This is a genomic window from Nonomuraea sp. 10N515B, assembly GCF_052245915.1.
In the GTDB taxonomy this organism is placed as follows: domain Bacteria; phylum Actinomycetota; class Actinomycetes; order Streptosporangiales; family Streptosporangiaceae; genus Nonomuraea.
Map to the genome: position 1 here is coordinate 38,968 of NZ_JBQQBQ010000011.1, position 21,158 is coordinate 60,125.

The following is a 21,158-nucleotide window of genomic DNA, read 5'->3' on the forward strand; positions in this document are numbered from 1 at the left end:
CTGCCGAGACCTCCGGCCGACGCGGGCGCCGCCGGCCGGACAGGACGCTTGTGCGTATGGAAGCGGTATTGAAGGTGTTCGGCTGGCTGCTGCTCCTGCAAGGGGTGGCCGGCCTGGTGAACGCCGTGCTCGGGTGGTGGCGGTGGGCCGAGAGCCTGATCGTGGTCAACCATGTGGCGTTCCTCGACGGGTACGAGGTGTTCGCGGGCGTCGTGATCGGCGTGCTCGGCTTCGTGTTGCTGGCGGTCGCCGACTCGGCGAAGAAGGCGGAGGCGGGCGAATGAGCCCGACGTCGCTGCGGCCGCCACGCCACCAGGCCGATCCGCGGGCGATCCCGTGGTGGACCGTGCAGTGGCTGATCCTCATGGTGCCGGTCGCCGCCGGGGCGGTGGTGTCGTACTGGGTGTTCACCGACCGGCCGGTCTGGCTGGGGATGGTGGTCGCGGCGTTCGCCGTGGGCTGCCTGGTGCTCGCGGTGGTCGCGCCGCGGGCCTCCTACCGGGTGGAGCGGTGGGAGGTCACCGACGAGGCGGTCTACACGCGCAAGGGCTGGCTGACGCACACCTGGAAGGTGGCGCCGATGTCACGGATCCAGCGGATCGACACCGCGCGGGGGCCGGTGCAGCGATGGTTCGGGCTGGCGGACGTCACGGTCACCACGGCGTCGTCGGCGGGCGCCGTCAAGATCGAGGCTCTGGACCACGCGCTGGCCGCCGACCTGGCCGAACGCCTGACTGCCATCACTCAGGCCACCCCCGGTGACGCCACATGAGCGAGATCTCCGTACGGCGCGCGCAGGATGCGAGCCGAAGCCAGGACTGGCAGCGACTGGCGCGCCGCAGCCTGGGGGCGTCGGCGGTCAAGTCATCGGCGTTCGTGGTGCCCGCCGTGCTCGGGCTCGTCCGGTTCCTCACCACCCGGGATTGGCCGGTCGCCGGCGTCGTGGCGGTGTGTGCGGGGGCCGCGGTGCTGATCGTCGCCGGGGTGCTGGCGTACGACGTGATCAGGTTGCGCACGACCCGCTGGCGCCTGACCGGCGACCGGCTCGAACTGCGCTCGGGCATCGCCGTGCGGCAGCGCCGCTCGATCCCGCGCGATCGGGTGCGGAGCGTGGACCTGCGGGCCGATCCGGTGCTGCGAGCGTTCGGGCTGACCGCGGTCAAGGTGGGCACGGGCGAGCGCTCGGCCGGGGACGACGAGCTCCGCCTGGATCCGCTGACCAGGCACGACGCCGAGACGTTGCGCCGTGCGCTGCTGCCCGGCGCCGTCGCGGGGCCGCAGGCGGACGCGCCTCTGGCGGAGCTCAAGTGGTCGTGGATCACCTACGCGCCGCTGTCAGTGTGGACGTTCACGGGCGCGGCGGTCGTGCTGGGCCTGGCCTACAAAGGGCTCAACACGATCGGCGTCAAGGTGCTCACCACGGAGGTCGCCGAGGGACTGTGGAGCTGGGTGACCGCGCGGCCGCTGGTGACCGTCCCGCTGCTGATCGTCGCGAACGCCGCCGTAGGGGTGCTGGGGGCCGTACTGCTGTTCGCCGAGTCGTGGGGGCGTTACCGGCTGGAACGTGAGCCGGGGCGGCTCCGGCTACGCCGCGGCCTGCTGACCGCCCGGTCGCTCACGATGGAGGAGCGTCGCCTGCGGGGTGTGGAGATCAGCGAGCCGCTGCTGCTCCGGCTGGGCGGCGGGGCGCGCGTCAAGGCCATCGCCACCGGGCTCGGCAAGGCCGGCGAGAACGAGACCGAGGACGTCGCCGCCCTGACCCCGCCACTCCCCCGCGCCGTCGCCGGCCACCTCGCCGCCGAGATCGCGCGCACGAACCTCCCCGCCCCGGCGGGGCTCGCGGCACATCCTAGGGCGGCCAGGCGCAGGCGGATCAGGCGGGCTCTGGTGACCGTGCTCGTTCTGGCGGCAGGCGCGGCCGCCGTGTCGTCGCTGGTGCCGTGGGCGTGGGTGCGGGCCTGGGTCTGGGCGGCGCCCGCCGTGGCTCTGCCGCTCGGGTTATGGCTGGCCGCGGAGAGCGCCAGGAGCCTCGGGCATGCGCTCGGCGGACGGCACCTGATCACGCGGACCGGCGCCGTGGTCCGGCGTACGGTGGCGCTCGACCGCGCCGGCATCTCCGGCTGGACCATCACCGAGTCGCTCTTCCAGCGGCGCCACGGCCTGTTGACGGTGTCGGCCACCACCGCCGCCGGCGACGGGCGCTACGACGTCGTGGACGTCGGCCGCGGCGACGGTCTGGACCTGGCCTCGCGCGCGGTGCCGGGCCTGCTGGAGCCCTTCCTGGACCGCACAGCACGCAACGCGTGACGGAAAAGAAGCGAGCCGCGTGATCCCTTTGGTTTGCCCATGCCCCTGTACTGGACAAACGCGGATCGCGCGGCTCAAGTGCTTGCAGACATAACGGTATTTGTCTCACTTGCAACCCGGTTGCAGCCTCATTAACCGCTGACGCGGATCACGGGTCAGGAGGACGATCGGCGAGGGGCGCCGCCCCCGCCTAGCTGCCGGCCGGCTGCTTGTCCAGCTCCGCCATGTACGCCCTGGCCAGGGTGAGCGCGCCGCCCAGCGCGTCCTTCTCGGTCATGAGCTTGACCTTGGGCGAGTTCGTCGCCTCACCCTCGGGCCGCTGGTGCCCCGAGTAGTCGACCCGCACGACGACGGCGCCCTTGCGCATCAGCACCGTCCCAGAAGAGGCCGAGACCTCGCCCCGCCCCCTGGTCTGGACGAACTGCCGGTATGCCTGCTCACCCAGCCCTTCGACGTCGGCGACCTTGCTCCAGGTGATGCCACCCATCGAACTCTCCGCCATATGGCGGTCGCCGCCGCGCTGGCTGGCGTAGTAGCCCTTGGCCGAGGCCTCGTCGACGCCGCCCGCCCGGTTGGTGAACCGGTGCACGGTGATCAGCGCGCTGCGGATCTTGATGATCCCCTCGCCGCCGGACAGATTCTTGTTGAGCCAGCGGCACTCGGTCTGGTTGTCGGCCCCGATCGTGGTGCCGCGGGCCCGCGTTTCCGGATCGGGCACCAGCCGGGTGGCCACCTCCGTCAAGGCGCCGCAGTCGGCGGGGAACGAGGGCAGGACGGACGGCGAGGGCGTCGGCGGAGCGCTCGTCGCGCTCGGGGTCTGCGACGGCTCCGGCTGGGCCAGCACGTCGGGGTTCTTCGCCTGCCAGGCGGCCGCGCCCTTGGCGAAGTGCGCGATCAGGCCGCTCACCTCGCGGATCGCGTTTTCCTCGGTGATCGCCTGCACGGTGTCGTTGGACAGCATCTGCGCGTCCTTGCGCTGCTGACTCGCCTGGTATCGGAGCTCGATCGTCATGTCACCGACCCGGGCGTGCGCCTTGCCGAAGGCGTACCAGCTCAGCTTCTTGTCCCGGGTCCAGGTGTATTGGGCGAATGCGCCCTCGCCCACGCCCGGGATGTCCTTGACCGGGGAGTTGTACATTTTCTCGCCGGGGTCCAGGGTCGGCTTGGCGGTCTCGGCGTATTTGCCGCCGCCGTAGTCGATCTCGTAGGAGTTCTGGGCGAGCGACCTGCCGGTCCTGGCGCCCTCACCCTTCCACTGATCGATCTTGACGTCGATCTCCCGCTCGCGCCGGAACTCCCCGAACGAAATGTTTCGGTTCACCCAGTTGCAGGAGAACGTCACCGTGGTGTCGGACTCTCTGGAGGACTTGGTCACGGTCGCCTCGGGCACGAGCCGGTCGACCTCCTCCTTGGGCAGCATGGCGCACACGTCCGGCCCCTTCGCTCCGCCCGCCGCGGACTGGGACGACGACGGCTGCCCGGTCTTGGCGGGAAACCACGAGCCGGAGACCTTGCCGTACACCAGATAGGCGCCCACACCGCCGGCCGCGACCAACACCACCAGCGCGGCGGCCAGCGTGGGCAGCAGCCAGGCCGGCCGACGCCGCGTCGGCGGCGGAGGCGGGAACGACGGCGGCAGGTACGGCGCACTCGGCATGGTCGGAGGCGGTCCCTGCGGCTCGAACGGCCTGCCCGGCACCTGGTAGGGGGTGGTCGGCGGCTGGTGCTCGCTACCGGGATTCACGAAGACTCCTGGGGTTGCCCTGACTTGCGGGAGAACATGCTAGTCACGCCCCTTGCAAGGTGCTTGCGGCCCATGGTCGGCATCACTTCGGGATGGCCGCGGCCACCAGGCGGGCGGCGGCGATGGCCGTCTCCTTGTCCGCCGGCTTCGAGGCCGGCACGTCCTCGCGATGCCAGACCACTTCGCCCAGCAGGTTACTCGTCCGGAAGAGCACGATGCTGTCGGATCGGCCGCTTTCCGCGGAGTTCAGATAGAAAGTGAACGAGCTCTGGATGAACGCCGACTCCCCCGCGCCCTTGACGTCGGTGACGTCCCCCCGGTTCTCTCTGCCGTTCGTGCCCTCCGCGGCGGCGCGCGTGACCTTCTCGCTGGCGAAGCGCCGCTCGGCCACTTGAGGGCCGCCGAGATCGCCGTCGGGACGCTCCGCCCAGACCCGCACGATGAGGCGGCGTTGGGGCTTGTCGCGAATGACCCACTCGCACTCGCCCGCCCTGCTCGCACCACGCTTGGGCGTGCCCTTCACGAGCCGGGCGGCCTGGGCGTCGCTCACGAGCTTGCACGGGTCGGGCGCCTGGGCGAATCTGCCGGTCTCCGGCTCGACGCGGAGCGCGGCGGCGGCGTACCAGCCGCCCGCGCCCAGCGTCACGACGGCGGCGAGCACAGCGACGGCCGGCCACCAGCGGCGGCGCCGGGGTGCCGTGGTGGCAGGCTGGGCGCCCAGCGCCTGGCGGATCTGCGGCGCGGTGGGCCGCGCGGCGGGGTCCTTGGCGAGCATGGCCATCAGCAGGCCGCCCAGGTGACGGCCCGCCCGCATCGGGAACGGCGGCTCGTGGAGCAGCACCGCCGCCGCCACCGCGGCCGGCAGATCCCGCTCGAACGGCGCCCGGCCCTCCACTGCGGTGTACAGGCTCGCGCCGAGCGACCACAGGTCGGACGCCGGGCCCGAAGGCTGCTCATTGAGCCGCTCGGGGGCCATGTAGCCGGGCGAGCCGCCGCTGCCGAACTGGCCCCGCCCGCCCATCGGGGCCGCGATGCCGAAGTCGGTGAGCATGGCCGAGCCGTCGGAGTCGAGCAGGATGTTCGCGGGCTTGACGTCCTGGTGCAGCATGCCGTGCGCGTGCGCGACCTCCAGCGCCGACAGCACCTGCAGCCCCACCCTGGCCACGAACTCGGGCGGCAACGGCCCCCGCTCCTTGATCAGCTTGTCGAGCGAACGGCCGGTGACCAGGTCCATGATGATCCACGGCTGGTCGCCTTCGAGCACCACGTCGTGGACCAGGACGATGGCCGGGTCGCGCAGCCGCCCCGCCGACCTGGCCTCGTGGATGGCCCGGTCGGTGAACTGCGCACGCTCGGCCGGGTTGAGTCCCTCCGGCACGCGCACCTGTTTGACGGCGACCTGCCGGTCCAGGATCTCGTCGATGGCCCGCCACACGGTGCCCGCGCCGCCCTGTCCGAGCCGCTCGATCAGCCGGTAACGGCCTGCCAGCAGGTAGAGGTCATGCGGCATGGCGCAACGCCTGCTCGCTCGCCTGTGCCGCTTTCAGGGCCGACTGCTTGATGTCCTCGTCGGTGGGCCGGTCGGCGATGGTGGAGTATTCGACGCTCACCACGAGGTTGGCCAGCCGGTAGTAGACGTAGGCCGAGAGCATCCGCCCGGTCGGGCCCGTCAGCTCGAAGGCGAACGCCTCCTCCCCCACGCCGGTGATCTGGCGCACCGGCGTGCGTTTGGCCTTCATGGAGTCCTTCACCCCGATCTCCGGCCATTTCCACTGCAGCTCGTCGAACTTCGACCAGTAGCGCTTCTGGTTCTGGAACAGCCTGCGGGCGCTGACCGGGGTCATCGACCAGGGGTCCACCGTGTCGGAGTCCTTCTGCACCTGCAGGCCCACGCCGGTGCGGGAGATCGGCCAGCCGCACTTCGGGCCCACGCTGTCGGCGCCCGGCTGGCCCTTGGGCGGGCTCTGCGTGCGCAGGAGCAGGCCGACCTCCTCCCGGTTGATCAGCGTGCACACGTCCATCGGGACGGTGAACGCCGCCGGCGCCCCGCTGTCCATGCTCCTCAGAACGAAGAAGCCACCGGCCGCCACGACCACGACGGCGGCCGCCGCGGCGATCCACGCCACGGACCGGCCGCGCTTCCTGACCGGACTGGGCGCGGTCGTCTCCTGGCCGGCCGACACATGGGGCAGCGGACCGCCGGCGGCGACCTGCCTGAGCGCGGCCACGATCATGCGCGGGTCCGGCCGGGCCTCCGGGTGCTGCGCCATCATGGCGCTGATCAGCGGCCCCAGCGGGCCGGGCGCGACGGGCGGCGGCTGTGTCAGCGTGTCGCGTACGCGCTGGGCCGCCGACCCCTCGTAGGCGGCGGCGCCCGTCACCGCGGTGTAGAGCGTGGCCCCGAGCGACCACAGATCGCTGGCCGGGCCGCCGGGGTGGCCCTCCAGCCGCTCGGGCGCGATGAACCCGGGGGAACCGATCATCAGCCCCTGCTCGGTGAGCGTGGCCTGGCCCTCCTGCCGGGCGATGCCGAAGTCGGTGAGCACCACCCTGCCGCTCTCGGTCAGGAACACGTTGCCGGGCTTGACGTCGCGATGCTGCATGCCCTGCGCGTGCGCGACGGACAGCGCCTCCAGCACGTCCGCCCCGACCCGCGCGGCGTAGTCGGACGGCATGGGCCCGAACTCGCGCACGGTGTCGGCGAGCGTGCGGCCCCGCAGCAGCTCCATGACCAGCCACGGCCGCTCGTGCTCGACCACCACGTCGTGCAGGGCCACGATGCCCGGGTGGCGCAGCCGGGCGGTGGCCTGCGCCTCGCGCACGGACCGCTTCACCGAGTCGGCCCGCTCCTTGGGCGACATGCCCTCGGGCAGCATGAGCTCCTTGACCGCGACGTCGCGGTCAAGCATCTCATCCCTGGCCAGCCACACCGTTCCCATGCCACCAGCGCCGAGGGGGCGCTGGAGTGCGTAGCGGCCGGCAAGTCTTCCCGTGGACACAAAGGGAAGGGTAACTAATGATCAAGGGGGTTGGTTATTCGATCCTGTCGGTCGGTCTCTCTATGGTCTTGGTTCGTGGACGCGGTACAAGGCACTCTCGACGAACTCGGCACTCCGCTCAACGAGGTCATGTTCGTCGTGTTCGACCTGGAGACGACCGGCGGCGCCCCCAATGAGGACGCCATCACCGAGATCGGGGCAGTCAAGGTGCGGGCGGGCGAGGTGCTGGGCGAGTTCTCCACGCTGATCGATCCCGGGGGGCCGATACCGCCGTTCATCTCCGTGCTGACCGGGATCACCGACGCCATGGTCATGGCCGCGCCGCGGATCGAGGCGGTGCTGCCGAGCTTCCTGGAGTTCATCCGCGGGGCCGTGCTGGTGGCGCACAACGCCGGGTTCGACACCCGTTTCCTCAAGGCGGCCTGTGCCGCGCACGGCTATCCCCCGCCCGCCAACCCGGTCGTCGACACCGTGGACCTGGCGCGGCGCGTGCTGACCCGCGACGAGACGCCCAACGCCAAGCTGGCCACGCTGGCCAGATTCTTCCGCAGCCCGGTCGAGCCGTGCCACCGGGCCCTGCAGGACGCCAGGGCCACCGTGGACGTGCTGCACGGGCTGATCGGGCGGGCCGGCTCGTTCCAGGTGCACACGCTGGAGGAGCTGAAGTCGTTCGTCCGCGCCCCCACGCCCGAGCAGCAGCGCAAGCGCCACCTGGCCGAGTCCGTGCCGCACGCGCCCGGCGTCTACCTCTTCGAGGACGAGCGGGGCGAGGTCCTCTACATCGGCAAGAGCACCAACCTGCGCAACCGCGTGCGCTCCTACTTCACCGCCAGCGAGACCCGGCCGCGCATCCGCGAGATGATCGGCATCGCCGAGCGGGTGCGCCACATCGTCTGCTCCACCTCCCTGGAGGCCGAGGTCAGGGAGCTGCGCCTGATCGGCGGCGCCAAGCCCCGCTACAACCGGCGTTCCCGCTTCCCCGAGAAGGTGCTCTGGCTCAAGCTCACCGCCGAGCCCTTTCCCCGCCTGTCGATCGTGCGCGAACTGAAGGACGACGAGGCCACCTACCTCGGCCCGTTCACCAGTGCCCGGCTGGCCGACGACGCCCGCATCGCGCTGCACGAGGCCGTGCCACTACGCCAGTGCACCCAGCCGATCAGCCTGCGCACCCGGCGCGCGGCCTGTGTGCTGCACGAGATGGGCCGCTGCGGCGCGCCGTGCGAGGGCCGGGAGAGCCCGGAGGAATACGCCGTCCACGTCGAGAGCGCCCGCCGCGCCATGACGCTCGACGCCACGCCCGTCTTCACCGCCGTTCAGGCCCGCATGGAGCGCCTGTCGGTCGAGCAGCGCTACGAGGAGGCGTCCGTGGACCGCGACCGGCTGGCCGCGTTCGTCCGCACGGCGGCCCGCATGCAGCGGCTGAGCTCCCTCACCCGCATCCCGCAATTGGTCGCCGCCAGCCCGGCGTTCGGCGGCGGCTGGGACGTCCACGTCGTCAGATTCGGCAGGCTCGCCGCCGCCGGTGTCCTGCAGAAGGGCGTCCACCCCGCCCCTTTCGTGGCCTCCCTGACGGCCACGGCCGAGGTCGTCATCCCCGGTCCTGGCCCGGTCCACGCCGCCAGCGCCGAGGAGACCGAGTGCATCCTGCGCTGGCTGGAATCGCCGGGCGTGCGGCTGGTGGAGGTGGACGGCGTGTGGAGCCTGCCCGCCCGGGGCGCCGCCCGCCACAAGGCCCGCATCGACCTCGCCTACCGCCATCTCGACCAGGGACGTGGCCGCGAGGGGCGGCCTTTGCGGTAACCCGCTAGAGTTGCTCCATGGTCACGGCTATCGTCCACATCAACGCCGAGGTAGACCGGATCACGGAGGTCGCCGAGACGATCGCCGAGATCGACGGCGTCAGCGAGGTCTACTCCATCACCGGCGAATACGACCTCCTCGCCATGGTCCGCGTCCCGGCCTATGAACAAATCGCCGAGGTCGTCCCAGGAAAGATCAACAAGGTCCAGGGCGTCCTGCACACGGAAACGCACATCGCCTTCCGCGCCTTCAGCAAACACGACCTGGACGCGGCCTTCTCCATCGGCTTCCCGGAAGCCGACTGACCGCCTGCCTCCTGGTGCCGCATTGACCACGGAGCAGGCCCAGAACGCGCTCCGTCACGGCGAGCAACCCGTGAGCCTTCACGACCGGCCATGACGGGCGGCAAGGGGCTACGGCGCGTGCGGTGACGCTGGGCTACCGTAAAAGAAGATCATGAGCGTCTACGGCGCGTGCGGTTGGGCGACCGTAAAGATGAAAAACACCGGCCCCGGACGGAAAGATCCGTCCGGGGCCGGTGTCATCAGCGGGCTGATGTCATCGGGTGAGCGTGTGATCGTCGCCGCCGCTGATGGCGGCGTGCTCTTCTTCGTGCTCGTGGCCCTCGTCCAGCGGGATCTTCTCCCCGCCGTACGCCTTGGACATGCGTGCGCGCAGCTTGCCGAGCGGCCCGCGCATGCCCTTGGGCGGGATGCCGGCGGTGTCCTCGGCCACCGGCAGCATCAGCACCGGCTCCTTGCCGCGCACGTGCGCCTCGAGGTCGTCCGCCGGCGGCGTGTGGACCTCGATGAACTCACCGTGCGGCAGCCTCTTGATCACACCGGACTCCACGCCGTGCGAGACGACGGCCGAGTCCTGGCGCTGCAGGCCGAGGCAGATGCGGTAGGTGATCAGGTAGGCCAGCGCCGGCGCCACGACGATCAGGAACCGGCCGGCGTACGTCGTCCAGTTGAGGCTGACGTGGAAGTTCGCCGAGATCTCGTCGTTGGCACCGAGCAGCCAGAGGACGCCGTAGAACGTCACGGCCGAGATGCCGATCGAGGTGCGGTGCGGGTTGTTGCGCGGCCGGTCCGCGACGTGGTGCTCGCGGTTGTCGCCCGTCACCCAGCGTTCCAGGAACGGATAGAGCGCCAGACCGGTCATGATGATGCCCATCGGCACCAGCGCCGGGATGATCACGCTCAGCGGCAACGTGCCCGCGTGGGTCGTGCCGAAGAGGTTGATCTCCCACGGCGGCATGATGCGCAGCGCGCCCTCCAGGAAGCCCATGTACCAGTCGGGCTGCGAGCCGGCCGACACGTCCGCCGGCGTGTAGGGGCCGAACAACCAGATCGGGTTGATCTGGGCGAAGGTCGCCAGGCCCGCGATCACTCCGAGGGTGAACAGGAAGTAGGCGCCCGCCTTGGCCATGAAGGCCGGGTAGAACGGCGCGCCCACCACATTCTGGTTGGTGCGGCTCTTGCCGGGCATCTGGGTGTGCTTCTGGACCCACATGAGCACCATGTGGGCCGAGATCAACGCCAGGAGGATGCCCGGGATGAGCAGGATGTGCAGCGAGTAGAACCGGGGGATGACATCCTCACCCGGATATTCCCCGCCGAACAGGAAGAACGTGATGAACGTGCCGACCAGCGGCAGCGAGATCGCCACGCCCTCGGTGATCCGCAGACCGGCGCCGGACAGCAGGTCGTCGGGCAGGGAGTAGCCGGTCAGACCCTCGAGCAGCGCCAGCGTCAGCAGCAGCACGCCGATGATCCAGTTGAGCTCGCGCGGCTTGCGGTAGGCGCCGGTGAAGAACACCCGCAGCATGTGCACGGTCATGCCGGCCACGAAGAGCAGGGCCGCCCAGTGGTGCATCTGCCGCATGAGCAGACCACCCCGGACTTCGAAGCTGATCTCCATCGTCGAGGCGTACGCCGCGGACATCCCCACGCCCTTGAGCGGCTCATAGACGCCGTCATAGATGACGTGCTCCATGCTGGGCTTGAACCAGAACGTCAGGAACGTGCCGGTCAGCAGCAGGATGATGAACGAGTAGAGCGCGATCTCACCCAGCAGGAACGACCAGTGGTCCGGGAAGATCTTGCGCAGGTTGCGCTTGAGGAAGTTGGCCCCGCCGAGCCGGTCGTCGAGGAAGGTCGACGGGCCGGAGATCGCCTTGGGAACCGTCTTCAGTTCGGTGGTCATGCCTGGCCTCCCTGCTCCCGGGCCGCCTTCTCGGCGTCACCGCGCTCCCAGTAGCTGGGACCGACGGGCACGTCGAAGTCGCCCTGAGCGATGAGGTAGCCCTGCTCGTCCACGGCGATCGGCAGCTGCGGCAGCGGCCGCGCGGCCGGGCCGAAGATCACCTTGGCGCCGTCCGCGGCGTCGAACGTCGACTGGTGGCACGGGCAGAGGATGTGGTGGGTGTTCTGCTCGTAGAGCGCCGCCGGGCAGCCCACGTGGGTGCAGATCTTGGAGTAGGCGACGATGCCGTCGTGCGTCCAGTTTTTCCGCACCCCGGACTTGAGCTCCTCCGGGCGGAACTTGATGAGAATGAGCGTGGCCTTGGCCAGGGCGTTGAGGTCGTGCTCGTAGCCCTCGGGGACCACCGACAGGATGCCGCCGGGCGAGTTGAAGTCGGCGGCCCTGATCGGCTGTCCGGTGCCCTCGACGACGAGCTTGAGCGGCTTGCCTTCCTTGTTCTTCTCGCCCCAGACGGTGTGGCGCAGCTCCTCGTTGAACTTGGAGCCCGGCATCTTCGAGTTGTCCAGGTCGCGCAGCAGCACCAGCGGCACCAGGCCGAGCGGCGCCGCCGCCAGCAGCAGCGTGCGGCGCAGCAGCTTGCGCTTGACGAAGCCGCTCTCGTTGGCGCCCTGGACGAAGGTGTCGGCCACGACCTCGCGGTCGGGCTCGTCGGAGGCCATCGCGTGGCGCTCCTGGATCAGCGAGTATTTCGGCATGATCTGGCGGACCCAGACCACGATGCCGACCGCCAGGCCCAGGATCGCGATCGTCAGCGTGCTGCCCAGCGCCAGGTTGGACGTCCCGGTCGCCTCCGGGCTGCCCACCTGGAACACCACATAGGAGACGATGAACGCGATGGACGCGAGGAAGGTGATCGTGAAGCAGAGCGCCACGATCTTCTCCGCCTTGCGGGCCTTGGCCTCGTCCTGCAGCGTCACGCCGGGGACCTCTTCGGCGGCGGGCTCCGCCGCTTCCACGGTGCCGAGCATCGAGGTGCCCGGCGCGGGGGTGCCGATGACGCGCTTGGGTACGCGTTCGTCCGGCTGCTCGATCTCGTGCTCGTTGTCTGTCATGACTTCTGTCGCTTCTTCGCGGTGATCCAGATGGCGGCGAGTGCCAGGGCGCTGAGTCCCACAACAAACGCTACGAGACCTTCGGTGACCGGGCCAATACGCCCGAGGCCGAAACCTCCCGGGTCCTTCTGCGAACGCACCTGGGTGATGTAGGCGATCATGTCACGCTTCTCTTCCGGCGTGATCGTCGTGTCGTTGAACACCGGCATGGCCTGCGGGCCCGTGACCATCGCCTCGTAGATCTGCGTGGGGGACGCCTCATTGAGGTTGGGGGCGTACTTGCCCTGGGTCAGGGCGCCACCGGCGCCGACCCAGTTGTGGCACTGGATGCAGTTGGCGCGGAACAGCTCGCCGCCCCGGCCGGCGTCGCCGAGCTTCGCGTCGACCTGCTCGGCTCCGGGAACCTGCGGGCCGCCGCCGAGCGACTGCACGTAGGCCGCGATCTGGCGGGTCGTCGTCTCGTTGACCCAGGGCGCCGGAGGCTTGCGCGGGACCTGAGGGCCTGGCGCGCCCGCGGGCATGCGTCCGGTGCTCATCTGGAAGTCGACGGCCGCGGCGCCGACGCCGATGAGCGTGGGCGCCTTGTCGTTGATGCCCTCGGCGTTCATGCCATGGCAGCTCGAGCAATGCTGGACGAACAGGCTCTTGCCCTCGGCCACGTCATCGACCTTGCCTGCCGCGAGTGCCGCGTCGGCAGGCTTACCCGCCTGGACAAAGGCGGCGTATACCATCCCGACCAGCGCCAGCGCCAAAATCAGGACGGCATATCTCGCGAGGGGATGCCGCCGCCAAGCGGTGATCCTAGTCACAGAGATCCCGTTCCTTAACGAATGATGTAGATGGTCGCGAAAAGGCCGATCCAGACGACGTCGACGAAGTGCCAGTAGTAGGACACGACGATCGCGCTGGTGGCCTGCTCATGCGTGAAGCGCTTCGCGGCGTACGTGCGTCCCAGCATGAACAGGAACGCGATCAGGCCACCGGTCACGTGCAGGCCATGGAAGCCCGTCGTCAGGTAGAACACCGAGGTGTAGGCGTTGGCGGACAGGGTCGCGCCCTCTGACGCCAGCTTGGAGTACTCGAACAGCTGGCCCGCGATGAAGACCGCGCCCATGAGGAAGCTGACGATGTACCAGAAGCGGAGCCTGCTGACCTGCCCCTTCTCTGCGGCCCACACGCCGAGCTGGCACGTCACACTCGACAGCACCAGGATGATCGTGTTGGCCGTTGCGAACGGGATGTCCAGGTGAGCGACGCCCTCAGCGGCTTGCGCGCCTGCGGGAAGTAGCGCGGGGCTCCATTCGAGACCCTTGCCCTCGCTCACCGACCGGATGGTGAAGTACATCGCGAACAGCGCCGCGAAGAACATGAGCTCAGAGGACAGCCACACGATCGTCCCGACGCTGACCAGATTGGGTCTGCGGTACGACGGTGCTGTCGTCGTCGAAGTTATTGCGGATGCTGTCGCCACGGGCAGCATTATTGCGGCTCCAGTGGCCGGTCCCGCGCACGACCCCCCGTTAGCAGGTACAAACCGGCCACCAACCTGGGATAATTGCCGCAAAACGCCCCCAACGGGCGGCAACCTGGGTTTGCACCCCGGCACACCGGTACGATCCAGGGTGACCCTACCGCTACGACCGATAGTGAGCGCGACAGTGACGTCATCTGGGAGCACCGACGACACGATGAAGGTTCTCGTTTACAGCGACGACGCCGCCACGAGGGCCGAGGTGATCCAGGCCATCGGCAGACGGCCCGCGGCGGACGTGCCTTTCGTCGAGATCGTGGAGTGCGCCACCGAGCCCAAGGTCCACCAGTGGCTGGGCTCGGGCGAGATCGACGTGGCCGTCCTCGACGGCGAGACGCAGCCCGCGGGCGGCATGGGCGTCTCGCGCCAGGCCAAGGACGAGGTCTATGACTGCCCGCCCATCTGCCTGATCATCGCCCGGCGCGACGACCGGTGGCTGGCCGAATGGTCCAAGGCCGATGCCGTGGTGTCCCAGCCGCTGGAGCCCATGGTCGTGGCCGACACGGTGGCCGACCTGATGCGCCGCCGTTCCTCCACCCGACTCAACGCTAAGTAGGTGCCCCATGGACTCCCGGACGACCTGGCCTGCCCTGCTTTCCGCTCTCCTGGCCGGAGAGCATTTGACATCAGACGAGACGGCCTGGGCGATGCGGGAGATCATGTCCGGCTCCGCGACGCCGTCTCAGATCGCGGGCTTCGTGATCGCCTTGCGCGCCAAGGGTGAGACGGTGTCCGAGGTGGTGGGCCTGGCCCGCACCATGCTCGACCTGGCCACGCCGCTCAGCGTGGAGGGCCGCGTGGTCGACATCGTCGGCACCGGGGGTGACCGCGCCCACACCGTCAACGTCTCGACGATGGCGGCCATCGTCGTCGCCGCGACCGGCGCGCGCGTGGTCAAGCACGGCAACCGCGCCGCCTCCTCCTCGTGCGGCGCCGCCGACGTCCTGGAGCACCTGGGCATCCGCCTCGATCTCACGCCCGAGCAGACGGCGCAGGTGGCGCAAGACGCCGGCATCGCGTTCTGCTTCGCCCCCGTCTACCACCCCGCGCTGCGCTTCGCCGGGCCGACGCGCAAGGAGATCGGCGTACCCACGATCTTCAACTTCCTCGGCCCGCTCACCAATCCGGCCCGCCCGGCGGCCCAGGCCATCGGCGTCTTCGACGCCAGGATGCTGCCCGTGCTCGCGGGCGTCTTCGCCGAGCGCGGGGTGTCCGCCCTGGTGTTCCGCGGTGACGACGGCCTGGACGAGCTGACCATTTCCAGCACCTCGACGGTGTGGGTGGTCAAGGACGGCACCGCCACGCAGACGACGTTCGACCCCGCGGCCCTCGGGATCCCGCGCGCCGACGCGGGCGCGCTGCGCGGCGGCGATGTGGCGTTCAACTCCCAGGCCGTGCACGACCTGCTGCGCGGCAAGACCGGGCCGGTGCGCGACGCGGTGCTGCTCAACGCGGCCGCCGCGCTGGTGGCCTACGACGGCCCCGGCGACGATCTCGACTCCGCCATGACCGAGGGGTATGCCCGCGCGGTGCAGGCCGTGGACTCCGGCGCCGCCGCGGCCCTCCTGGACCGGTGGGTGGAGGTCAGCCGCTCCCTGCGCCCCGCCTGACGGCGGGGCTCCCGGCACGGAGCTGCCGGTCCTCAAGGCATCGCCTGAGGCCGGTGCCGGTCGGCTACGACAGGCTGATCGTGGGGCCCGCCTTGAGCGAGCTCCACTTCAGCCATTGCCGCCAGTTCTCCTGCCAGTGCCCCCACCCGTTCGTGGGCTCCAGCTTCCGCGGCGACCCGGTGATGATGATCGGGTCGCCGATCAGGGTGTTGTTGATGAACCACTTGGCGTTGTCCGGGCTGATGTTCACGCATCCGTGGCTGACGTTCGAGTTGCCCTGCGAGCCGACCGACCAGGGCGCGCTGTGCACGTACTCGCCGCTGTTGGAGATGCGCACGGTGTTGTAGACCGTCAGCCGGTAGTAGCCTGCCTGGCCGGGCCCGATCCCGGGGGAGGTCATGACGGTGACGGGCTCGCGCGACATCGCCAAGTGGATGCCCGAGGTCGTGTAGTACTTCCACTGCCCGCCCTGGCCGGCGCTCATCGGCATGGTGCGGACCTTCTTGCCGTCGCGGCGGACCGTGAGCACGTGCTCGTCGGTGCTCCCCTTGGTGATCTGCGATCGGCCGATCTTGAAGTTGACCGTGACGTCGCGCTTGCCGTACATGGCCGGTCCCCCGCGCACCCCCGCCAGCCGCGCCTCCACCTGCACTCGGGTACGGGCGGGCCAGTACTTCTGCGGCCGGAAGTCGATGTGCTGGTCGTCGAACCAGTGCCAGGCGCCCTCCACCGGCTTGGAGCTGCGGACGGTGAGGTTGCGCTCGATGGACACCCGGTCGGTGACCGGCTTGTCGAAGGCGATCATGATGGGCATGCCGACGCCCACTGTCAGCCCGGTGTCGTCCTTGTTCGGGGTGATGGTCTCGATGTCGAACGTCTCTTTGCCCTTGACCGTTGTGAACGTGCTGCTGGTCGTGCTCTGCTTGCCCGCGGCGTCCTCGGTGACGGCGGTGACCGTGTAGGCGGTGCCGGGGCGGGCGGTGCCGACGCTGCGCCAGCGGCTGCCGTCACCGCTCAGCACGCCCTTGAGGGCGGACTTGCCGCCGTCCACCCGTACGCTCCTGAGCTTGCCGCTGTTGGCCGCCACGACCACGGGCTGGTCGGTGGGCACGTCCTTGGTCTTGTCCTGAGGAGAGAACGACACTGCGGGACCCCGCGCGCCGCCGACCATGGCGACCGGCGCCGGGTCGTTCGCCGAGCACGCGGTCACCAGCACCAAGACCAGCAGACCGGCGGATCCATACGTTACGCGCTCCACGGTGACTCCCTCGCCCAAGATCGAACCGCTTCTGCCTCCTTTATTACCCTGAGTGATCGAATCACCACATCCGACCACTGGTAAAGAACCTGAAAAAGCGGGCGTCCTCCCCCAAGGAAGGACACCCGCTCCGGTTTCGCTCAGCTTTCGCTCAGTGCGAGAAGTTGCCCCGGTAGTACTGGAACACGAACCCGATCATGGCCATGAGGATCAGGAAGACCCCGATCAGGAACATCCAGAAGCCGAACACGAACCCGGCGAAGGCGAAGGCCGCCGCCAGGCACACGAACAGCGGCCACCAGCTGCTCGGGCTGAAGAACCCGATCTCACCGGCTCCCTCGCTGATGTCGGCCTGCTTGTTGTCCTCCGGCTGCGGGCCGATGCGCCGCGCGGTGAACATCAGGTAGTAGCCCACCATGAACGCGAACCCGACCGAGATGGCCATGGCCGTGGTGCCGACCGGTTCGCCCTGGCCGGTCTCGGCCTTGGTCCAGAACCAGTAGGCGACGTCGACGCCGGCGAAGAACAGGCCGCACCCGAGGAAAAGCCACCCTTGAATCCTCATCAGGCCTCGACCTCCTGGACCGGCTTGGCGGACACGTGCGGATAGTGCAGGTCGAACGCGGGGCGCTCGGACCGGATGCGCGGCAGTGAGGTGAAGTTGTGCCGCGGCGGCGGGCAGGAGGTCGCCCACTCGAGCGAGCCGCCGTAACCCCACGGGTCGTCGACTGTGACCTTGGGCGCGCTGCGCCACGTCTTCCACACGTTGTAGAGGAACGGCAGCGTGGACAGGCCCAGGACGAACGCGCCCACCGACGACAGCATGTTGAGGTCGGTGAAGCCGTCGGCCGCGCTGTAGTCGGCGTAGCGGCGCGGGAAGCCCGCCATGCCGAGCCAGTGCTGCACCAGGAACGTGGTGTGGAAGCCGATGAACAGCAGCCAGAAGTGAACCTTGCCCAGCTTGTCGTCGAGCATCCTGCCGGTGAACTTGGGCCACCAGAAGTAGAAGCCGGCGAACATGGCGAACACGACGGTGCCGAAGACCACGTAGTGGAAGTGGGCGACGACGAAGTAGGTGTCGCTGATGTGGAAGTCGAGCGGCGGCGAGGCCAGGATGACACCCGTCAGACCGCCCAGGAGGAAGGTGATGAGGAAGCCGACCGCGAACAACATCGGTGACTCGAAGCTCAGATGCCCTCGCCACATGGTGCCGACCCAGTTGAAGAACTTCACACCTGTCGGCACCGCGATGAGGAACGTCATGAACGAGAAGAACGGCAACAACACCTGCCCGGTCGGGAACATGTGGTGCGCCCAGACCGTGATGGACAGACCGGCGATCGAGATCGTCGCGATCACGAGGCTGATGTAGCCGAAGATCGGCTTGCGGCTGAAGACCGGCAGCACCTCGGTCACGATGCCGAAGAACGGCAGCGCGATGATGTAGACCTCGGGATGGCCGAAGAACCAGAACAGGTGCTGCCAAAGCAGCGCGCCGCCGTTCCCCGGGTCGAAGATGTGGGTGCCGAGCTTGCGGTCGGCCTCCAGGGCCAGCAGCGCGGCGGCCAGCACCGGGAACGCCATCAGCACGAGCATGCTGGTGAGCAGGATGTTCCAGGTGAAGATCGGCATGCGGAACATGGTCATGCCGGGGGCGCGCATGCAGATGATCGTGGTGATGAAGTTCACCGAGCCGAGGATCGTGCCCAGACCGGACAGGGCCAGGCCCATGATCCACAGGTCGCCGCCGATGCCGGGCGAGTTGATCGCGTTCGACAGCGGCGTGTAGGCGAACCAGCCGAATGACGCGGCGCCGCCCGGGGTGAAGAAGCCGGAGACGGCGATGATGCTGCCGAACAGGTAGAGCCAGTAGCTCACCATGTTGAGGCGCGGGAACGCCACGTCGGGGGCGCCGATCTGCAGCGGCATCAGCTCATTGGCGAAGCCGGCGAACAGCGGCGTCGCGAACATCAGCAGCATGATCGTGCCGTGCATGGTGAACAGCTGGTTGAACTGCTCGTTGCTGGTGAACTGCAGCCCCGGCTGCGCCAGCTCCGCCCGCATGATCAGCGCCATGACGCCGCCGATCAGGAAGAAGATGAACGACGTGATCAGGTAAAGGTGCCCGATGATCTTGTGGTCGGTGGAGGACAGCCACTTGGCGATCACCTGGCCCTTGGTGGTGGGCCGCCCGACCGGCGCGCGAAGTGGTTCTTGAATGGCGGTCACTGGGCACTCCCAGCCTGTGTAGCGATGTACTGGTTCCACTCGGTGTCGTTGACGAGCTTCACCGAGAAGAGCATCTTGCTGTGGTCGACACCGCACAGCTCGGCGCAGCGGCCCGCGTAGACGCCCGGCTTGTCAAGTGTCTTGATCTCGAACTTGCGGCCCGGGTTGCCCTCCGGGATGCCGGGGATCACGTCACGCTTGAACAGGAACGCCGGCACCCAGAACGAGTGGATGACGTCGTCCGTCGACAGGTCGAACTCGACCCTCTTGTTCACGGGCAGGACGAGCTGGGGGCCCTGCCTGTAGTCGTTCACCGGCAGGCCGGCGACGGGCTGCAGCGTCTTGCCGCCGACATTCGTGGTGAAGCGCCAGCTCCACTGGAAGGCCTCGACCTTGACCCGCACATCCGGGTTGTTCGACATGCGGGTGAGATATTCGCTGTCGCGGGCGGTGAAGAAGAAGAACACCGACACCATGACCAGCGGAATCAAGGTGTAAAGCATCTCGATCGGCAGGTTGTAGCGGACCTGCGGCGGGAGATCGGCCTTCGCCTTGCGCTTGCGGTGGAAAATGGCCGCCCACACGATCAGGACGATCACGACGGCGCCCGTGGCGAGTGCGGCGATCCAGGCCCCGTTCCACAGAGTCTGGATCGGGCCACCCTGCTCGGTGATGTGTTCGGGAAGAAGGCCGCGAGACCAGTCGGCCTCGGGGACGTCATTAGCACACGCCGTAGCAGTGGCCAGCAGCAACGCCAAAGCGGCGGCGCGTGGCACCCTGCGCCGGGCCAACGAACGCCGCGTCGTACGGCGAGTCGGACTCACGGATCGCCTACCCCACAGATGAAGCCCAAGAGTCTTTCCCTTGGGCGCTCGTATTACTGTTCTGATCAATGCACAACTGACAAGCAGACACATTAGCGTGCAGGTGCCTTGCCCCACCGCGCGACCCCTCGATGGCCCCGCAAGTGGGACGATGAGTCTCGTGGCGTATTTCGACGCGGCTTCGAGCGAGCCGCTCCACCCGCAGGCGCGTGAGGCGCTGCTGGCGGCGATCGACGTCGGCTGGGCCGATCCCGCGAGACTCTATGGCCAGGCCCGCCGTGCGCATCTGCTGCTCGAGCAGGCCCGCACGGAGGTGGCCGAGGCGCTCGGCGCGCGCCCGGACGAGGTGTCGTTCACCTCTTCCGGCACGCAGGCCGTGCATCTCGGCGTGCTCGGCACCCTACACGGCAGGCGCAGGGCCGGGCGCCATCTGGTGACGAGCGCGGTCGAGCACTCCAGCGTGCTGCACGCCGGCGGCGTGCACGAACGCGACGGGGGCACGGTGGAGACGGTGGGAGTGGATCTGACCGGCCGGGTGGACCTCGACGCGTTCGCCGAGGCCGTGGCGCGGCCCGGCACCGCGCTGGCCTGCCTGCAGACGGCCAACCACGAGGTCGGCACCCTGCAGCCGGTGGCGGAGGCGGCCGCGGCGTGCCGGGCGCACGGCGTTCCGCTCCTGGTGGACGCGGCGCAGACGGCCGGCCGGATGCCGATGCCGCCCGGCTGGGCAGTGCTCACCGCCAGCGCACACAAGTGGGGTGGCCCGGCCGGGGTGGGCGTGCTGGTGGTGCGCAAGGGCACCCGGTTCCGCTCGTTCCTGCCGGAGGACGAGCGGGAGCGGCGGCGGGTGCCGGGCTTCGAGAACGTGCCCGGCATCGTGGCCGCGGCGGCCGCCCTGCGCGCGATGAGCGCGGAGGCCGCACAGGAGCAGGCGCGGATCTCCGAACTCGTCGGGAAGATCAGGGAGACGGTGCCGAAGATCGTCCCGGACGTGGAGGTGATCGGCGACCCCGAGGAGCGGGCGCCGCACATCGTGACCTTCTCGTGCCTCTATGTCGACGGCGAGGCCCTGCTCACCGAGCTGGACAAGGCGGGATTCGCCGTATCGTCCGGAAGTTCGTGCACCGCTAGTACGCTTCGTCCATCGCACGTTCTTGAAGCGATGGGCGTGCTGACGCATGGGAATGTCCGGGTGTCGCTGCCCAGGGGCGTCTCCGCGGCGGAGGTCGACAGGTTCCTCGCCGTGCTGCCCGAGATGGTGCGCCGCATCCGCCAGGACGCAGGAGTCGCATGACCGAGGTTACTCAGCCGGCTTTGACGATCGACGCACTCGGGAAGAAGTGCCCGATTCCGATCATCATGCTCGCCGAGCAGATCAACTACGTCCCGCTGAACGCCGTGGTGGCCGTGCTGGCCGACGATCCGGCGGCCTATACGGACGTGCCGGCGTGGTGCAGGTTGAAGTCGCATCGCCATGTCGGCTCGTACGAGCTGCCGGAGGGCGGCTGGGCCATCCACGTCAGACGTAACTACTGA

At 69.1% G+C, this 21,158-nt stretch carries 20 protein-coding genes; 9 read left to right on the forward strand and 11 right to left on the reverse strand.

Features of this window, described 5'->3' with window-relative positions; all coding sequences use genetic code 11:
• Positions 1-56: 56 nt before the first annotated feature.
• From ACTWQA_RS18280 to ACTWQA_RS18290, 3 genes are read left to right on the forward strand one after another with little or no spacing between them, the layout of a single operon-like run.
• On the forward strand, positions 57-284 hold the full coding sequence (locus ACTWQA_RS18280; protein ID WP_305919891.1) for a hypothetical protein: 228 nt from the start codon (positions 57-59) through the stop codon (positions 282-284).
• Positions 281-772: a PH domain-containing protein gene (locus tag ACTWQA_RS18285; protein WP_443160392.1), complete on the forward strand. Its 492-nt coding sequence runs from the start codon at positions 281-283 to the stop codon at positions 770-772. The genes ACTWQA_RS18280 and ACTWQA_RS18285 overlap by 4 nt, the downstream gene beginning before the upstream one ends.
• The gene (locus ACTWQA_RS18290) at positions 769-2,307 is read left to right on the forward strand and encodes a PH domain-containing protein (protein ID WP_443160393.1); all 1,539 of its coding nucleotides are present in this window, start codon (positions 769-771) and stop codon (positions 2,305-2,307) included. The genes ACTWQA_RS18285 and ACTWQA_RS18290 overlap by 4 nt, the downstream gene beginning before the upstream one ends.
• A gap of 190 nt (positions 2,308-2,497) precedes the next feature.
• On the opposite strand, the gene ACTWQA_RS18295 is transcribed toward ACTWQA_RS18290, so the two are convergent.
• From ACTWQA_RS18295 to ACTWQA_RS18305, 3 genes are all read right to left on the reverse strand, one after another.
• A complete protein-coding gene (locus ACTWQA_RS18295; protein ID WP_443160394.1) occupies positions 2,498-4,051 on the reverse strand; it encodes a hypothetical protein in 1,554 nt (517 codons plus the stop codon).
• An 82-nt stretch (positions 4,052-4,133) separates the two neighbouring features.
• Positions 4,134-5,561 (reverse strand): serine/threonine-protein kinase, encoded by a 1,428-nt coding sequence (locus ACTWQA_RS18300; RefSeq protein ID WP_443160395.1) that lies wholly within the window; start codon positions 5,559-5,561, stop codon positions 4,134-4,136.
• Positions 5,551-7,050 carry a serine/threonine-protein kinase gene (locus ACTWQA_RS18305; protein WP_443160396.1) on the reverse strand — a complete coding sequence of 500 codons (1,500 nt, stop codon included), beginning with the start codon at positions 7,048-7,050 and terminating at the stop codon, positions 5,551-5,553. The genes ACTWQA_RS18300 and ACTWQA_RS18305 overlap by 11 nt, the downstream gene beginning before the upstream one ends.
• A 75-nt stretch (positions 7,051-7,125) precedes the next feature.
• On the opposite strand from ACTWQA_RS18305, the gene ACTWQA_RS18310 reads away from it, so the two are divergent.
• Complete coding sequence (locus ACTWQA_RS18310; RefSeq protein ID WP_443160397.1) at positions 7,126-8,850, forward strand: DEDD exonuclease domain-containing protein; 1,725 nt, start codon at positions 7,126-7,128, stop codon at positions 8,848-8,850.
• Between the two features lie 17 nt (positions 8,851-8,867).
• Positions 8,868-9,155, forward strand: a complete 288-nt coding sequence (locus ACTWQA_RS18315) for an Lrp/AsnC family transcriptional regulator (RefSeq protein ID WP_305919884.1) — start codon at positions 8,868-8,870, stop codon at positions 9,153-9,155.
• Positions 9,156-9,408: 253 nt separating this feature from the next.
• Here ACTWQA_RS18315 and qcrB read toward each other — a convergent pair whose 3' ends face one another.
• From qcrB to ctaE, 4 genes are read right to left on the reverse strand one after another with little or no spacing between them, the layout of a single operon-like run.
• Positions 9,409-11,058, reverse strand: a complete 1,650-nt coding sequence (qcrB, locus tag ACTWQA_RS18320) for a cytochrome bc1 complex cytochrome b subunit (protein ID WP_443160398.1) — start codon at positions 11,056-11,058, stop codon at positions 9,409-9,411.
• Positions 11,055-12,170, reverse strand: a complete 1,116-nt coding sequence (gene qcrA, locus ACTWQA_RS18325; protein WP_443160399.1) for a cytochrome bc1 complex Rieske iron-sulfur subunit — start codon at positions 12,168-12,170, stop codon at positions 11,055-11,057. The genes qcrB and qcrA overlap by 4 nt, the downstream gene beginning before the upstream one ends.
• Positions 12,167-12,979 carry a cytochrome bc1 complex diheme cytochrome c subunit gene (qcrC, locus tag ACTWQA_RS18330; RefSeq protein WP_305919881.1) on the reverse strand — a complete coding sequence of 271 codons (813 nt, stop codon included), beginning with the start codon at positions 12,977-12,979 and terminating at the stop codon, positions 12,167-12,169. The genes qcrA and qcrC overlap by 4 nt, the downstream gene beginning before the upstream one ends.
• Before the next feature lie 14 nt (positions 12,980-12,993).
• A complete protein-coding gene (gene ctaE / locus ACTWQA_RS18335; protein WP_443160400.1) occupies positions 12,994-13,650 on the reverse strand; it encodes an aa3-type cytochrome oxidase subunit III in 657 nt (218 codons plus the stop codon).
• 208 nt (positions 13,651-13,858) lie between these two features.
• Between ctaE and ACTWQA_RS18340 the strand changes: the two genes are divergently transcribed.
• Positions 13,859-14,257: a hypothetical protein gene (locus tag ACTWQA_RS18340; RefSeq protein WP_127940564.1), complete on the forward strand. Its 399-nt coding sequence runs from the start codon at positions 13,859-13,861 to the stop codon at positions 14,255-14,257.
• A 7-nt stretch (positions 14,258-14,264) separates the two neighbouring features.
• Positions 14,265-15,311 (forward strand): anthranilate phosphoribosyltransferase, encoded by a 1,047-nt coding sequence (gene trpD / locus ACTWQA_RS18345; protein ID WP_305919879.1) that lies wholly within the window; start codon positions 14,265-14,267, stop codon positions 15,309-15,311.
• Positions 15,312-15,375: 64 nt separating this feature from the next.
• On the opposite strand, the gene ACTWQA_RS18350 is transcribed toward trpD, so the two are convergent.
• From ACTWQA_RS18350 to ctaC, 4 genes are all read right to left on the reverse strand, one after another.
• Positions 15,376-16,569 carry an Ig-like domain-containing protein gene (locus ACTWQA_RS18350; RefSeq protein ID WP_443160401.1) on the reverse strand — a complete coding sequence of 398 codons (1,194 nt, stop codon included), beginning with the start codon at positions 16,567-16,569 and terminating at the stop codon, positions 15,376-15,378.
• A gap of 151 nt (positions 16,570-16,720) precedes the next feature.
• Entirely contained in the window at positions 16,721-17,134 is a 414-nt protein-coding gene (locus ACTWQA_RS18355) for a cytochrome c oxidase subunit 4 (RefSeq protein WP_443160402.1), read from the reverse strand.
• Entirely contained in the window at positions 17,134-18,798 is a 1,665-nt protein-coding gene (ctaD, locus tag ACTWQA_RS18360; RefSeq protein ID WP_443160403.1) for an aa3-type cytochrome oxidase subunit I, read from the reverse strand. The genes ACTWQA_RS18355 and ctaD overlap by 1 nt, the downstream gene beginning before the upstream one ends.
• Positions 18,795-19,622: an aa3-type cytochrome oxidase subunit II gene (gene ctaC, locus ACTWQA_RS18365; RefSeq protein WP_443160404.1), complete on the reverse strand. Its 828-nt coding sequence runs from the start codon at positions 19,620-19,622 to the stop codon at positions 18,795-18,797. Before ctaC ends, ctaD begins: the two co-directional genes overlap by 4 nt.
• A gap of 160 nt (positions 19,623-19,782) precedes the next feature.
• Between ctaC and ACTWQA_RS18370 the strand changes: the two genes are divergently transcribed.
• Positions 19,783-20,916, forward strand: a complete 1,134-nt coding sequence (locus ACTWQA_RS18370) for a cysteine desulfurase family protein (protein ID WP_371825850.1) — start codon at positions 19,783-19,785, stop codon at positions 20,914-20,916.
• Entirely contained in the window at positions 20,913-21,158 is a 246-nt protein-coding gene (locus tag ACTWQA_RS18375; RefSeq protein ID WP_043638353.1) for a sulfurtransferase TusA family protein, read from the forward strand. Before ACTWQA_RS18370 ends, ACTWQA_RS18375 begins: the two co-directional genes overlap by 4 nt.

Excerpts from the sequence above, each read along its gene's own strand:
- ACTWQA_RS18285 (WP_443160392.1), top strand. The coding sequence starts at position 281 with ATGAGCCCGACGTCGCTGCGGCCGCCACGCCACCAGGCCGATCCGCGG.
- ACTWQA_RS18375 (WP_043638353.1), top strand. The coding sequence starts at position 20,913 with ATGACCGAGGTTACTCAGCCGGCTTTGACGATCGACGCACTCGGGAAG.
- qcrA (WP_443160399.1), bottom strand. The coding sequence starts at position 12,170 with ATGACAGACAACGAGCACGAGATCGAGCAGCCGGACGAACGCGTACCC.
- ACTWQA_RS18340 (WP_127940564.1), top strand. The coding sequence starts at position 13,859 with ATGAAGGTTCTCGTTTACAGCGACGACGCCGCCACGAGGGCCGAGGTG.
- ACTWQA_RS18315 (WP_305919884.1), top strand. The coding sequence starts at position 8,868 with ATGGTCACGGCTATCGTCCACATCAACGCCGAGGTAGACCGGATCACG.
- qcrB (WP_443160398.1), bottom strand. The coding sequence starts at position 11,058 with ATGACCACCGAACTGAAGACGGTTCCCAAGGCGATCTCCGGCCCGTCG.
- ctaE (WP_443160400.1), bottom strand. The coding sequence starts at position 13,650 with ATGCTGCCCGTGGCGACAGCATCCGCAATAACTTCGACGACGACAGCA.
- trpD (WP_305919879.1), top strand. The coding sequence starts at position 14,265 with ATGGACTCCCGGACGACCTGGCCTGCCCTGCTTTCCGCTCTCCTGGCC.
- ACTWQA_RS18355 (WP_443160402.1), bottom strand. The coding sequence starts at position 17,134 with ATGAGGATTCAAGGGTGGCTTTTCCTCGGGTGCGGCCTGTTCTTCGCC.
- ACTWQA_RS18290 (WP_443160393.1), top strand. The coding sequence starts at position 769 with ATGAGCGAGATCTCCGTACGGCGCGCGCAGGATGCGAGCCGAAGCCAG.
- ACTWQA_RS18280 (WP_305919891.1), top strand. The coding sequence starts at position 57 with ATGGAAGCGGTATTGAAGGTGTTCGGCTGGCTGCTGCTCCTGCAAGGG.
- ACTWQA_RS18300 (WP_443160395.1), bottom strand. The coding sequence starts at position 5,561 with ATGCCGCATGACCTCTACCTGCTGGCAGGCCGTTACCGGCTGATCGAG.